Origin of the sequence: Treponema sp. (assembly GCF_052169735.1) — a bacterium.
In the GTDB taxonomy this organism is placed as follows: Bacteria; Spirochaetota; Spirochaetia; order Treponematales; family Treponemataceae; genus Treponema.
Genome location: NZ_JBQNBW010000031.1, coordinates 1 through 13,803, shown reverse-complemented (window position 1 = coordinate 13,803; position 13,803 = coordinate 1). Strand labels below are relative to the sequence as shown.

Sequence of the window (13,803 nt, the reverse complement as noted above, 5' to 3'; positions counted from 1 at the left end):
ACTATACCTGAGTTTTTAGCGGTTCCCATGTTAGACTCAGCCTTCCAATATCACACTTGCGATTGCAATAGACCGCTCATGGGTAAGCGAGATATGAATGTGCAGACCTTTCAGCTGCTGAAATAATGCCAACGCATCGCCAAATAATGTTAATTCCGGCTTTCCGGTTGGATTATTTGTTACAAGAATATTCTTCAACGTCATTCCGCTTAAGCCTGTTCCCAGTGCCTTTCCATAAGCTTCTTTTGCGGCAAAACGGGCAGCCAATGAATATGCGGCGGTTATGCCCCTCCCATTCGTATCCTCTATTTCTTGAGGGTGGAAAAACCGGGTAAGTAATCCGGGATTTTCTAACCAGCGCTGCATACGGCTAATATCAACGGTATCTATGCCTAATCCTAGAATCATGTTTTAATAACCCTGCATATCCGTTTCTGTATTTTCCTGCTTTTCCACCAATGCTTCCACCGTTACCTGAACGGATTTCGGAGTAAATGATAGGATTTTAAGCTTTGCATATTCTACCGGAAGGATCGGTTCTACCGGCAGCGTATATACCCCCGGCTCAGTAATTGCTTCACAGGATACGGTAAGAATATTTTCAGGAGGATTCCATGTTTCTAATAGTTTTTTAGGACCCTGTACGTCAAAACGGGCGGTTTTTTTATCGGCAGTAATAGAAAAATCCCGATTAGATGTTGCAAAATACAGCGGTACATTATTAAACTGTTTGTGCATGGTTGTTTCAGCAATTTTAACGGTATGCGAAACCTGCGTCTTACCGTTGATTGACAGCAGCGGATTGTCGTTCACGATTGTTGCCGTTCCCGAAAATCCGTTTGTGCGGGATTCTATCGAAAGCGGTTCGGTAACAAGCTCGGTTATTTTTTCTATCAATTCAGCAGGACCTTCTATTTCAGCTGTTGCAGGGTCAACCGAGCTTTCGGTAACCTCATATCCATCGGCTGGAATACCTTTTAAAGAAAGAATAACGGGTACTTGCTTCCGTATACAGGTTTCCAATTTGAGGGAAAGCATTGAAGGATCCGTATTGATCTCTATCGTGCCAAGCGGGGTTAAGGTTCCGTTCAGTTTTGTCTGAATTGGAACACGGTATATCCCATCGGTTGTAAAAGCTGAAATATCAATATAGGCAGAAACATCCTCTTCTCCGATAGAGCCGATAGTACTCGCATTTCCCCATACCGAAACTTTTACTTTGCTGGGATATTGCTCCGCAGGGGTAAGGGTTCCTTCATTTTTTACCGTGAGCGGAACAATAAGATAGCGTTTTTCCAAGAGTGTTTCGCGGTAAAATTGCGAAAGGAGCACCGCAAAGACAAGGCAGATGATCTTTATGGGCCAATTTTCGACAAAATGGAGCAAACGCCGTTTTATGTTCTCTCCAAATCGTTTGATATCGGACTGTTTTTCTTCATTATTTACTTTCATGATGCACTTCCTTCCGGCTGCTGTGGCTTTTCTTCACCCTTTACTTTCAGAAGATAGGTGAGCTGATTCATAATATCGTCTTGACTGAGGTCATAGTAGAGTTTTGAATCGTAGGCAAGGCTGATTGCACCGGACTCCTCAGAGACGATGAGGACGACGGCATCCGTTTCTTCTGCAATGCCGAGCGCTGCACGGTGCCGTGTACCAAAGCTTTTGTTTATATCATCCTGTTTGGTAAGGGGTAAATAACAGCCTGCCGCAATAACCTTTCCATTATCAATAACTGCGGCGCCGTCATGCAGCGCTGTATCAAATTCAAAAATCGTTGCCAAAAGATTAGAGCTTATATCAGCATTGAGCCGGGTTGCCGAAGGGTTTTCGATAATCTCTTTAAGGCTGTCCTTGCGTAGAAAAACCACGAGCATACCGCGCTTGAGTGCAGACATTTTATCGGCTGCACTGAGTACATAGTTAATATGGCTATGTTGAGAGCGGGAGCGCCGCAGCCATCCGTTTTGTCCCATTGTGAGGAACATACGCCGCAGCTCCGGCTGAAATACAATGGCAGCGCCGATTACCACACCCGTAGCAAGGATATTCAGCAGCCACAGCAATGTTGTCAAATGCAATAAAAAAGCAAGCGCATAGATAAGCAGCATAAAGAGCGCCCCGCGCCCCAGCTGCACAGCCTGCGTTTTAATCAAAATCTGATACGCCTTGTACATCAAAAAAGCAAGCAGCAAGATATCCAGCACTGGACCTATGTAGGTTAGATAAAACGACAGTATATCTCTAATTAGTTCCATATTTCTGTAATTCCTTTAACACCAATAACATTTCCTGTGTTTCCGCAACATCGTGAACCCGTATAATAGCAGCTCCGTTTTGCACCGCATACAGCGCGGCAGCAATACTCCCTGCAAGCCGCCCCTCCGGAGGAGCGCCGCTTACTGCTCCGATAAAAGACTTACGCGAAAGCCCCGCCAGCAGCGGGTAGCCGAGGGCGGTAAAAGAACGTCCTGCTGCAATTAAGCGGTAATTATCCTCAACTGTTTTTCCGAATCCGATGCCGTAATCTAAAATGATGCGGTGCGGCGCAATTCCGCAGCGAACCGCGTATGCAGCCCGTTCTGCCAGATATGAACAAACCTCCGCAACACAATCTTTATACTGCGGGGCATTCTGCATGGACTGCGGTACTCCCTGTTTGTGCATGAGCACCACGGAGCCTTCCTCTGCCGCAATCAGCATACCCAGTGCAGGATCGTCCGACAAGGCTGAAATATCGTTGCACATCTCAGCGCCGGCTTTAAATGCAGCCTGCATTACCGCTGCCTTCCGCGTATCTACCGAAATAGGAACCGCGCTGCGCTGCCGTATCGCTTCTATAAGCGGAATAACACGTTCCAATTCTTCATCCGTATTCACATAAGCAGCTCCCGGACGGGTGGACTCTCCGCCTATGTCGATAATATCAGCTCCTTCCGCCTCAAGCTTCAATGCCCGTTCCATATTTTGAACCCGCTCAGCCGATCTGCTCGGCTCATAAAACGAGTCGGGAGTCGCATTGACAATTCCCATAATAAAAGCGGGCAAATCCGTTTTTATCCAGTGCTGTTTTCTACAATCAATATGCTGCATAACGGATTATAACAGATTTTTCTGCTCTTGTAAGAGGGCAGCAAGGGATTTGGAAACTTTCCGAAATTATGCTTGACGGATCGGATTTTCGGATTTATACTTTAATTATAACATGACGTAAGGCGAAATCGATAGCCCTGTATTTTATTCCGATTTTGCCTCATTATTTATGTAGGCACCTCTAAGCATGAGTGCTTGAGAGATTCCCTTATATTATTTAGTTAAAACTTACTGAGGAGGAGTTTTATGAGTAAAGAAACTTTAAATCCCTTGGAGAACGCACAGGCTCAAGTAAAAAAGGCATGCGAAGCCTTGGGAACAGACCCCGCTGTTTATGAATTGCTGAAAGAACCGCAGCGGATGATTGAAATTTCCATTCCGGTAAAGATGGATAACGGCACAATCAAAGTGTTTAAGGGATATAGATCCGCACACAACGATGCTGTTGGTCCTTATAAGGGCGGTATCCGCTTCCACCAGAATGTTAATGCTGACGAAGTAAAAGCTCTTTCTATTTGGATGAGTATTAAATGTCAGGTAACCGGTATTCCTTACGGCGGAGGAAAAGGCGGTATTACCGTTGATCCTTCCGAGCTTTCTCAGCGCGAGCTGGAACAGCTTTCACGCGGCTGGGTACGCGGCTTGTATAAGTACCTCGGCGAAAAAGTAGACGTACCCGCTCCGGACGTAAACACCAATGGTCAGATTATGGCATGGATGCAGGACGAATACAACAAGCTCACCGGCGAACAGACAATCGGTGTATTTACCGGTAAGCCGCTTACATACGGCGGTTCTAAGGGAAGAAACGAAGCTACCGGTTTCGGTGTTGCTGTTGTTATGCGTGAAGCATGCAAAGCAATCGGCATGGATTTAAAGAAAGCAACCGTTGCAGTTCAAGGTTTTGGAAACGTTGGGCGGTTTACCGTTAAAAATATCATCAAGCTGGGCGGAAAAGTCGTTGCAGTTGCAGAATTCGATAAGAAAGAAGGTACCTACGCAACCTACAAAGAAAGCGGCTTTACTTTTGAAGAATTGAACGAAGCAAAAACGAAGGACGGCAGCTTGTTGAATGTTCCCGGTGCAAAGAGGATTTCTCTCGATGAATTCTGGGCATTGAACGTTGATGTTATCAGCCCCTGTGCAATGGAAAACGCAATTAAAGAGCATGAAGCAAACTTAATCAAAGCTAAACTTGTTTGCGAAGGCGCTAACGGACCTATCACATTGGAAGCAGACGAAATCCTCTACAAGAAGGGTATTCTGGTTACTCCCGATATTCTGACCAATGCAGGCGGTGTTACCGTTTCTTACTTTGAGTGGGTACAGAACCTCTACGGCTACTACTGGACAGAAAAAGAAGTTGAGGAAAAAGAAGAACGCGCAATGGTTGACGCTTTCAACCCGATTTGGGCATTGAAGCAGGAAAAGAATGTTTCGTTCCGCCAGGCAACCTATATGAAGTCCATCAAGAGAATTGATGAAGCTATGAAGGTAAGAGGCTGGTATTAGTCTAAATAGCATAGCATTTAAAAATATAATTAAAAAACGTTGCGGTTTAGGTACAGGAAGTGTGTGTAGTGTTATTGCTTCTTATACAGTAAGGTTGTAGGTGATCCTGTACAGAAGGCATTCCGGCGGTACTATGCGCTGCCGGAGTGCCTTTTTTTATCTTAGACTTTGCTGATGTGCATAGTATGAGGTATACTAGACCTATTCGATAACTGCGTTTTCGAATAGGTAGACGAGTTCTCGCATCGCACAAATAGCACGATGCGAGAACATTGCATTTCAAGGTAACCTGTTCAGAAAGGTCAGTTTCCGAACAGGTTTACTATTGAGTAGCTGATGGGTTCTGCAGTATTTTTTCATGTTGATTTAGATGCCTTTTTTGCCTCTGTTGAGCAGCTGGATAATCCAAGCTATCGGGGACAACCTGTTATTGTAGGCGGTCTTGGGAAGCGGGGTGTGGTTTCGACAGCCTCGTATGAAGCGCGGAAGTTCGGTGTGCATTCTGCGATGCCGATGATGCGTGCCCATGCTCTGTGTCCGCACGGGATTTTTTTGCAAACACGGATGCAGCGGTATTATGAAAAATCAAAAGAGATTATGGCTATTTTCCATACATTTAGCCCTGTTATCCAGCAGCTGTCTATTGATGAAGCTTTTTTGGATATGAGCGGTATGGAAAAAATATTCGGTAATGCGGAAGCGGCTGCCCGGCTTTTAAAAAACACCGTTTTTGAAAAAACCGGACTGCATGTTTCGGTTGGAGCAGCATCGAACAAGTATATTGCGAAAATCGCTTCAGGAAAGTCGAAACCCAATGGCTTGCTCGTTGTACCGCACGGAGAAGAAGCCCTTTTTATGCGTTCACTGCCTTTGAACGATGTGTGGGGAATTGGAAGCAAAACGCGGAATCGGCTTGCCGAAGCGGGGCTGACCACCATTGCCGAGGTGCTGAATCAGCAGGAAGCTGTGCTGCAGTTGATTATCGGAAATGCTGCGGGCAGCTTTTTGTATAAGGCTGTGCGGGGCGATATGGCACATGTCTTTAACGAAGAGCGGAAAAGTCATTCCATCAGTACGGAACGCACTTTTGAAACAGACTTACATGAAAAAAATGAAATATCCGATATAATTTTTCAGCTCAGCGCTGAGTTGATGTGCCGTATTCTTGATGAGCAGATTAAAAGCCGCACAGTGCATATCAAAATACGCTATGCGGATTTTTCCACTATTTCCGCACAGCAGACAGGCGCTCTTATTAACGATTCAACCGATTTATATGAACGGGCGCAGCGGCTCTTTTTTGCCCGTTTTGATACTGCTCTGCCGGTTCGGCTCATTGGGGTAGGGGTAGATACCGAAGCAGCAGATAGTCAATTAGAGCTTTTTACCTCTGAAAAATCAGCAAAAAAGCGTAAACTTGAAGAAGCTGTTTTAGATATGGCAAAAAAAGATGCAAGCATAAAGATTGTTCAAGCCCGGCTGCTGACATAGCGGTATAGCCCCGGTTAGGGCGTTTTTTCCAAGGATTTTAACGCATTCAATGCTGCTTTTGCATCTTGCTGTGCAACGGCGATGAATTCGATAATATGCGGATATTTTGCTAAAAACTCACCCCACTTTGTCAGCCGGTCAAGTTGGAACTGCTCCGATGCTGCATATTGAGCTTCCGTTGCAGCTGTTTCCGCTAAGAGCTGTTCGCGCTGCTGTTCATACAGATTATAAGACTGCTCTGCCAGCTTGTACGTGTGAATATCCGGTATTACCAGATTGGAAAGGGTAACAGCGGAAAGGGAAAACTCCTGCCCGATTTCTTTGTTCAATTCTTCTTTTATTGTTTCAGAAAGTTGCTGATAGTCGGTTTTTACCTGCTGATACTTGTATGGATCATCCAATAACGCTGAAATATAGCGGTACGCTACTGTTTGCAGGGCTGCTTTTACCCGCGCATCGGTATACGCTTCCAGCGCTTCTTGGGTTTGCAGTCCTTGTTGACTGACGATTCGCGCTAAATACTCCGGTTTTACTACAGCCAAAGCATCTGCAGCGAATGACCATGCAAAGCTTTCTTTTATATTCAGCACCTTACTGTATTTTTCGGCAGCCGGCAGCGTTCCGTCTGCAGTGTAGTGTACTTGCCGTGGTGCAAGATCAAAGACAAAAATACGCGCATTGGTAGGAATGAGCCGTTCCCAGCGCCATGTCAGCTGTCCGGGAATGATGAGTTTTTGATGATAACCGCCTGACTTAGACAGCATAACCCCATATTTTCCGGCAGGGATAGAAAATTGTGTCCACCCGAAAAAGAATACAAGCCCTGCTCCTACAGCTAAGAGAATAACAATAAATAATACTTTACGAATCGTTTTCATATATATAGCATACAGCATCCTTATATGTTGTATCAAGCGGATTATTTGGAAGATCAGAGGTATCTACTGCTGTTTAAAACTTGCACTTGATTCTTATTTTTGCAGCCTTGTAATTTTTTATGTGATATGGCACTATTTATGTATGAGTTTTACTAATAAGCTCCAAATGGGTATTGACGTAGGATCAACCACAGTAAAAACAGTTGTTCTTGCTGCTGACGGATCCATTGTATATAGCAGATATGAACGGCACCGTGCCGATATACGGAAAACAATTATCACAGTAGTAACGGACGCCTTAGATACCGTTACTGCAAAGTATAGCAGCGATGCAGAGCTCCATGTTCGGGTAACCGGTTCCGGCGGATTAGCGGTTTCAAAATGGCTTTCGGTGCCTTTTGTGCAGGAAGTTGTTGCTGCCTCCATCGCCGTGCAGGAAAAAATTCCGCAAACAGATGTTGCGATTGAACTTGGCGGAGAGGATGCAAAGATTACCTACTTTGGGCATGGCGTAGAGCAGCGTATGAACGGTACCTGTGCAGGCGGTACAGGTGCTTTTATCGACCAAATGGCAGCGCTTTTGGAAACAGATGCATCAGGATTGAATGAACTGGCGAAAAATGCCTCAACGATTTATCCCATTGCTGCCCGCTGCGGTGTATTTGCAAAAACCGATGTGCAGCCCCTTATAAACGAAGGTGCGCGGAGGGAAGACATTGCGGCAAGTATTTTTCAAGCAGTGGTAAGCCAGACTATTTCGGGACTTGCCTGCGGAAAACCTATCCGCGGACGCTGTGCTTTTTTAGGCGGTCCGCTTCACTTTCTTGATCAGCTTAGGCAGCGCTTTATAGAGACGCTGAACCTCACCGGAGATGAAATTATCGTGCCGGAAAAGTCTGAGCTGTTCGTGGCTTGGGGGGCTGCGCTCAGTGCAGGCGGTTCTCACCAGAACCTGCGTCCATCAACCCCTGCTGCAATCCGCAGTACAGCGGGCGCAGGTGCAACACAGTGTACCGCCCCTATGCAAACCCGGCTTACCCGGACTGGATTCCTCAACAAGGGGGATACTGTACCGAACATAGCCCGTACGGCAACCTTTACCAGTTCGTCAGCCCTCACCGTTGAAAGCCTCAAAAGCAAGCTCGGATCGCTGAGCACGGCTGAAATGCAGGAGGTGCAGCGGCTTGAGCCGCTTTTTGCAGATGAAGCAGCGCTGCAAACCTTCCGTGAACGGCATGCACGGGAGCGTGTCCAAACAGCGCCGCTCGCGGAGGCTTCGGGATCGTTGTTCTTAGGCATGGATGCGGGGTCTACTACCACAAAGGCGGTGCTGATTGACCGGGAAGGCAGGCTGCTCTGGCAGTTCTATGAATCAAATGCTGGAAATCCTGTCAACCTCGCAGTTTCAATGCTGCAATCGCTATACAAACTTATTCCGGAAAGCGCTCATATTGCCCGCTCCCTTTCCACCGGCTATGGTGAGGGGCTTTTCCAGTCGGCATTCGGGGTTGATGCTGGTGAGGTAGAAACCATTACCCACCACCGCGCAGCAGAGTTTTTTCTGCCCGGTGTGGACTTTCTGCTTGATATAGGCGGACAGGATATGAAGTGCATCCGCATGAAAAACGGGTGCATCAGTTCCATTCAATTAAACGAAGCTTGTTCTTCCGGCTGCGGCAGCTTTTTGGATAACTTTGCCCGCTCGCTTGGTATGTCTGTACAGGAGTTCTCCGCCAAAGCGCTCACATCAACAAAACCTATTGACCTTGGCAGCCGCTGTACGGTTTTTATGAATAGCCGTGTCAAGCAAGCGCAAAAAGAAGGAGCCTCCGTCGGCGATATTTCTGCCGGACTTTCGTATTCAGTTATCAAAAATGCGCTTTTTAAGGTTATTAAACTGCGGAATGCCGCAGCAATCGGCGAAAAAGTAATTGTCCAGGGCGGTACCTTCCATAATGATGCGGTACTGCGCGCCTTTGAACTCATCTCCGGCAGGGAGGCTGTGCGCCCCGATATTAGCGGTTTGATGGGGGCTTTTGGCGCCGCGCTCCTTGCCCGCGATCAGTGGAAAGAACAAGGCTCTGATCCTGCTGCACAATCGAATATTTTGAAGCCTGCCGGGCTGACTGCTTTAACGGTTGCACTGGAGCTGGCCCGCTGCGGTAAGTGTGCAAATAACTGTCTTTTAACGGTTAACCGTTTTAACACCCCAGCAGCAGGCAGCCGTATTTTTATTACAGGGAATCGCTGTGAGCGCGGCGCTGAAATAGCAGAAAAGGGAAGCCCTGAGCAAAACCCCTCCCTGCTCAAACCGGGTGTACAGAAACAAGGCAAAAATGATCTGCCCAATCTCTTTGATTGGAAGTATAAACGCATATTTTCATATAAGCCGCTGCCCGAAGCCGAAGCAGAGCGGGGTGTTATCGGTATTCCTCGTGTACTCAATCTGTATGAAAACTATCCGTTCTGGTTTACTTTGCTTACCGCGCTGAAGTTTTCCGTCAAACTTTCGCCCCGTTCATCCCGAAAACTGTACGAAATGGGCTTGGAGTCCATCCCGTCGGAATCCGTATGCTATCCCGGTAAGATTTCTCACGGACACCTTGAATCGCTTTTGAAGGCAGGGGTTACCACGATTTTTTATCCGTGCATTCCCTATGAAACAAAAGAAGATACAAAGGCAAACAATCATTTTAACTGTCCTATTGTAACCAGTTATCCTGAGGTGCTTAAAAATAATATTGATGCATTGAGACAGGATAGCCGCATCTGCTTTATCAATCCCTTTTTACCGATCTACAACGAAAAGCGCTTGGGCGAACGCCTCTATGAAGAGCTGAACAAATACTGGAAGATTCCGCTTGCTGAAATACGCGCAGCAGTACGGAAGGCAAAAGAGGAGGCTGAGGCGGTAAAACGGGAAACGTGGGAAAAAGGTGAAGCGGTTCTTCGGGAAATCAATGAACGGGGGCTGATCGGCGTAGTGCTGGCTGGACGTCCGTATCATATTGATCCGGAAATTCACCATGGTATTCCCGACTTACTGACCGGCTTAGGGCTTGCCGTATTGACGGAGGACTCGGTTGCTCATTTGGGAACGCTCCCGCGTCCGCTCCGAGTAGTTGATCAGTGGGTGTATCATAACCGGCTCTATCGCGCAGCAGAATTTACCGCGCGGCAGGATAATCTTGCTTTTATTCAGCTGACCAGCTTTGGATGCGGTTTGGATGCGGTTACTGCCGATCAGGTGCAGGAGATTACAGAAGCGAAGGGAAAGATGTACACCCTGCTTAAAATTGATGAAGGTTCCAACCTCGGTGCAGTACGTATCCGTATCCGCAGTTTGCTTGCAGCGCTCAAGGAACGTGCTAAGGCTGCTCCGGCTGAAGCTCCAGGTTACCGCGGCTTTAAGCATATCGAATTTACCGAAGAAATGAGCAAACACTACACCGTACTTGCCCCGCAGATGGCTCCCATTCACTTTGACTTGCTGGAAGCTGCGTTCAAACATTCCGGGTTCAACCTTGTTATTCTTCAAGCTACCGATCCCCATGCGGTAGATTGCGGGCTTAAATATGTAAATAATGATGCCTGCTACCCGGCTATTATTGTTGCGGGGCAGATGATTGCCGCTTTGCAGTCGGGAAAGTATGACCTCAATGCAACGGCGCTCATTATCACGCAGACAGGCGGAGGCTGCCGGGCAACAAACTATATCGGATTTATCCGGCGGGCATTGGAAGATGCCGGATTGGGACATATCCCCGTTATCGGACTGAGCGCTCAACAGATTGAAAAAAACTCAGGTTTTAAACCGACATTCGGACTTGCCGACCGGGCATTAAAAGCGCTCTGCCTCGGTGATCTTTTGATGCGTGTACTGTACCGTACCCGTCCGTATGAACAGGAAGCCGGAGCGGCGAATGCGTTGTACCGGCACTACGCAGACCGAATAAAAACAGAACTCAAGCACATGAGTGCATGGAGTTACGGTAAAGTTGTACGGGATATTGTGCGCGATTTCGATACCTTGCCGCTCATCCAAGAAGAAAAGCCCCGTATCGGTGTTGTCGGAGAAATTTTGGTAAAATTCCATCCGACGGCAAACAATGATATTGTCGGTACCATAGAACGGGAAGGTGCTGAATGTGTTATGCCTGACCTCATGGACTTCTTCTTCTATTCGTTATTTAATGGCGTGTATTACGAGAAATCGCTGGAATTACATGCTGTGAATCGATTTAAATATCGTGCAATGATTTGGTATATTGAGCGATACCGGAACGCAATGAAGCAACAGCTGAACAAAAGCCGCCGCTTTACTGCTCCGGAATCGATTTACAACCTTGCACAAGGTGTTCAAGGAATACTGGATTTAGGAAATGCCGCAGGGGAGGGCTGGTTCTTAACAGCAGAGATGGTTGAGCTGATCAAGGCTGGCGTTCCCAGTATTGCCTGTTTACAGCCCTTTGCGTGTTTGCCGAACCACGTTACCGGTAAGGGAATGATCAAAGAGCTTCGCCGCCGTTATCCTGATGCGCAGATTTCCGCAATAGACTTTGATCCGGGGGCAAGCGAAGTAAACCAACTGAACCGCTTAAAGCTGTTGCTGGCAAATGCGCCCTGCGGTACTCACCCCGACGCATTGCACAAGCGGGGGCATAGGAAGTGATGAGACCTGCTCCGAAACGGCAGTTTCCGAACAGGTTTATTCTATGGGAAGAGCATCGGAGGATGCGCCGATTTTTCCCGCAGAATGGGAGGTTATATATGAATATTGGTGAACTCAAAGAACAGGTATGTGATATATGCCATAAGATGTGGCAGCTCGGCTGGGTTGCCTCGAATGACGGGAATGTGTCGGTAAAGCTGGAAGATGGGACTTTTTTGGTAACGCCGACCGGTATCAGCAAGAGCTATATTATCCCTGAAAAGCTGCTTATCATTACCAAAGATTGCAGCATTATCGAAGGGGTACCTGAGTATAGACCTTCGTCAGAGATAAAGATGCACCTCCGCTGTTATCAGGACAGAGACGATGTTGGTGCTGTTGTGCATGCGCATCCCCCTGCTGCGACGGCTTTTGCGGTTGCGCATTTGCCGATGGACCGCTATACCACTATTGAATCGGTTGTTACCATGGGGTCCGTGCCGCTTGCACCCTATGCGACACCGTCTACTTCCGAAGTTCCCGAATCGATTGCCCCCTATCTCCAGGAACATGATGTGCTGCTGCTTGAAAATCACGGGGCATTAGCTATTGCTTGTGATCTCTTAACGGCATATTACCGTATGGAAACACTGGAATTATGGGCAAAAACAAGCATTTATGCGCATATTCTCGGCGGCGCAAAAGAAATTTCCCGCGAAAACATCGACCGTCTCTGCCGTATGCGCAGTGATTACAAGGTAACCGGTAGACATCCCGGTTATAAGCACTACCGAGAAGAGTAGGGTATACTCTTATAAAAAATGATGGAGCTTTTTTTAATATTCAGAAACAGAGTAGTCTTACACGTGTAAGTTGTTGCGGATTTCAGTAAGAGATGTTGAAAATTTTTTTTGATAGCGATTTTTTTTATGTTGTTACATCGGCTGGAGCAGCCCTCCCGCATCTAAGGAGGTACACGGCTGCTCCATACCGTACATAATTACTTAGAAGAAGTCGAAGTCGAAGTGATTTTCATCGAGGTATTTTCCGATATCCCCCCCATGAACTGTAATCTCAAAGCTCTGTGAAAATAGTGCCTCTACATTTTCTATTTCCGCATACGTGCTGGGTTTTTCTCCCGCACCGGTATAACGCAACTGACCATAAAGAAACACGCTCCGCTTTTTATCAAATTTATTCATTGTTTTTGTCATATTTTTTTCAGCTGTATCTCTTAGATCTTTATTAACAGCTTCTACTATTACATTGATCGTTTCTGTTGATACCTCTTTCGTCTTCAAATTATATTTGTCATAAAATTTGTGAGTATATTTGTCATAAAATTTGTCATAAAATTTATTCCATGCCTTTTGCTGAACCTTCCTTTTTATGTTTTCTATCCGCTCAGTACGTCCGGGTACACCGAATTCTGTTCCTACATTTTTTGTTGTAAGCTGATTACATCCGGTAAACAAAACAGCGGCTAAAGCAGCCAACAAAAATCCAATCTTTACTTTTGTGCTTTTCATATAAAGCCTCCTTCAAGAAATATCTTTCTTCCATATTACCCCCCCCCCCTCTTAATGTCAAGTAGAAAAATAAAAAATTGTTCAAAAAAGCGAGATGGGATTCCGCATTATAACGACCTAAAAATGCTGTACGCGGTACTATCCCTTCATAATTATACTCCGCCCTCAGCCTTGTGTTTTTCTCCTGTACTCCACACATTGCATTTTATATCCTGATGTCCTATACTTTCTACAGCTATGGAAGACGAATTACAGATAACGCTAACAAACGATTACGCATTCAAACGCTTGTTAGGCTCGGAAGAAAATAAACCGCTCTTGCAGGACTTTCTGGAGTGCATTCTTGACCTTACACCGCAACAGGTTCTCGATCTTGAATTCATGGATAAAGAGTTGACGAAAGAGGAGTTCAGCGATAAAACGGGTATTCTTGATGTAAAACTCAAGCTAACCGACGGTACAGTTATCGACATAGAGATACAAGCGTCATGGAATGCATCATTTGTAAAACGAACGTTATTCTATTGGGCAAAAATGTACACAGCGGATTTTAAAGCCGGAGAATCGTATGATAAATTGCATAGATGTATCGCAATCAATATTATTGCAGACGGTTTTAGGCTCAATGACGCTATTCATTCAGAGTACC

Annotated in this window: 11 protein-coding genes; 5 read left to right on the top strand and 6 right to left on the bottom strand. The window is 46.2% G+C overall.

Translation table 11 applies throughout. The annotated features are described in order from the left end of the window. Window positions 1-36: 36 nt before the first annotated feature. From ACTTJ8_RS06570 to folP, 4 genes are read right to left on the bottom strand one after another with little or no spacing between them, the layout of a single operon-like run. A complete protein-coding gene (locus ACTTJ8_RS06570) occupies window positions 37-408 on the bottom strand; it encodes a holo-ACP synthase (RefSeq protein ID WP_442720685.1) in 372 nt (123 codons plus the stop codon). Between the two features lie 3 nt (window positions 409-411). After that, the gene (locus ACTTJ8_RS06565; RefSeq protein WP_442720684.1) at window positions 412-1,452 is read right to left on the bottom strand and encodes a CdaR family protein; all 1,041 of its coding nucleotides are present in this window, start codon (window positions 1,450-1,452) and stop codon (window positions 412-414) included. Then, window positions 1,449-2,258 carry a diadenylate cyclase CdaA gene (gene cdaA, locus ACTTJ8_RS06560; RefSeq protein WP_442715365.1) on the bottom strand — a complete coding sequence of 270 codons (810 nt, stop codon included), beginning with the start codon at window positions 2,256-2,258 and terminating at the stop codon, window positions 1,449-1,451. Before cdaA ends, ACTTJ8_RS06565 begins: the two co-directional genes overlap by 4 nt. Next, window positions 2,245-3,093 carry a dihydropteroate synthase gene (gene folP, locus ACTTJ8_RS06555; protein ID WP_442720683.1) on the bottom strand — a complete coding sequence of 283 codons (849 nt, stop codon included), beginning with the start codon at window positions 3,091-3,093 and terminating at the stop codon, window positions 2,245-2,247. Before folP ends, cdaA begins: the two co-directional genes overlap by 14 nt. Window positions 3,094-3,339: 246 nt before the next feature. Between folP and ACTTJ8_RS06550 the strand changes: the two genes are divergently transcribed. Continuing rightward, window positions 3,340-4,605 carry a Glu/Leu/Phe/Val family dehydrogenase gene (locus tag ACTTJ8_RS06550; RefSeq protein ID WP_442715367.1) on the top strand — a complete coding sequence of 422 codons (1,266 nt, stop codon included), beginning with the start codon at window positions 3,340-3,342 and terminating at the stop codon, window positions 4,603-4,605. A 336-nt stretch (window positions 4,606-4,941) separates the two neighbouring features. After that, the gene (gene dinB, locus ACTTJ8_RS06545) at window positions 4,942-6,096 is read left to right on the top strand and encodes a DNA polymerase IV (RefSeq protein WP_442720682.1); all 1,155 of its coding nucleotides are present in this window, start codon (window positions 4,942-4,944) and stop codon (window positions 6,094-6,096) included. A 14-nt stretch (window positions 6,097-6,110) separates the two neighbouring features. On the opposite strand, the gene ACTTJ8_RS06540 is transcribed toward dinB, so the two are convergent. Then, on the bottom strand, window positions 6,111-6,974 hold the full coding sequence (locus tag ACTTJ8_RS06540; RefSeq protein WP_442720681.1) for an SPFH domain-containing protein: 864 nt from the start codon (window positions 6,972-6,974) through the stop codon (window positions 6,111-6,113). Between the two features lie 142 nt (window positions 6,975-7,116). Here ACTTJ8_RS06540 and ACTTJ8_RS06535 point away from each other — a divergent pair, with 142 nt between their 5' ends. Beyond that, a complete protein-coding gene (locus tag ACTTJ8_RS06535; protein ID WP_442720680.1) occupies window positions 7,117-11,646 on the top strand; it encodes an acyl-CoA dehydratase activase-related protein in 4,530 nt (1,509 codons plus the stop codon). Between the two features lie 98 nt (window positions 11,647-11,744). Next, complete coding sequence (locus tag ACTTJ8_RS06530; protein WP_442720679.1) at window positions 11,745-12,428, top strand: class II aldolase/adducin family protein; 684 nt, start codon at window positions 11,745-11,747, stop codon at window positions 12,426-12,428. 201 nt (window positions 12,429-12,629) lie between these two features. Here ACTTJ8_RS06530 and ACTTJ8_RS06525 read toward each other — a convergent pair whose 3' ends face one another. Further along, window positions 12,630-13,154 (bottom strand): hypothetical protein, encoded by a 525-nt coding sequence (locus tag ACTTJ8_RS06525; RefSeq protein WP_442720678.1) that lies wholly within the window; start codon window positions 13,152-13,154, stop codon window positions 12,630-12,632. Window positions 13,155-13,391: 237 nt separating this feature from the next. Here ACTTJ8_RS06525 and ACTTJ8_RS06520 point away from each other — a divergent pair. After that, window positions 13,392-13,803, top strand: a 412-nt coding sequence (locus ACTTJ8_RS06520; RefSeq protein ID WP_442720677.1) for an Rpn family recombination-promoting nuclease/putative transposase, incomplete at its 3' end; no start/stop codon positions are given.

Coding starts and splice junctions, on each gene's coding strand:
- ACTTJ8_RS06565 (WP_442720684.1), bottom strand. CDS start 1,452: ATGAAAGTAAATAATGAAGAAAAACAGTCCGATATCAAACGATTTGGA.
- cdaA (WP_442715365.1), bottom strand. CDS start 2,258: ATGGAACTAATTAGAGATATACTGTCGTTTTATCTAACCTACATAGGT.
- ACTTJ8_RS06550 (WP_442715367.1), top strand. CDS start 3,340: ATGAGTAAAGAAACTTTAAATCCCTTGGAGAACGCACAGGCTCAAGTA.
- dinB (WP_442720682.1), top strand. CDS start 4,942: ATGGGTTCTGCAGTATTTTTTCATGTTGATTTAGATGCCTTTTTTGCC.
- ACTTJ8_RS06540 (WP_442720681.1), bottom strand. CDS start 6,974: ATGAAAACGATTCGTAAAGTATTATTTATTGTTATTCTCTTAGCTGTA.
- ACTTJ8_RS06530 (WP_442720679.1), top strand. CDS start 11,745: ATGAATATTGGTGAACTCAAAGAACAGGTATGTGATATATGCCATAAG.
- ACTTJ8_RS06570 (WP_442720685.1), bottom strand. CDS start 408: ATGATTCTAGGATTAGGCATAGATACCGTTGATATTAGCCGTATGCAG.
- folP (WP_442720683.1), bottom strand. CDS start 3,093: ATGCAGCATATTGATTGTAGAAAACAGCACTGGATAAAAACGGATTTG.
- ACTTJ8_RS06535 (WP_442720680.1), top strand. CDS start 7,117: ATGAGTTTTACTAATAAGCTCCAAATGGGTATTGACGTAGGATCAACC.
- ACTTJ8_RS06525 (WP_442720678.1), bottom strand. CDS start 13,154: ATGAAAAGCACAAAAGTAAAGATTGGATTTTTGTTGGCTGCTTTAGCC.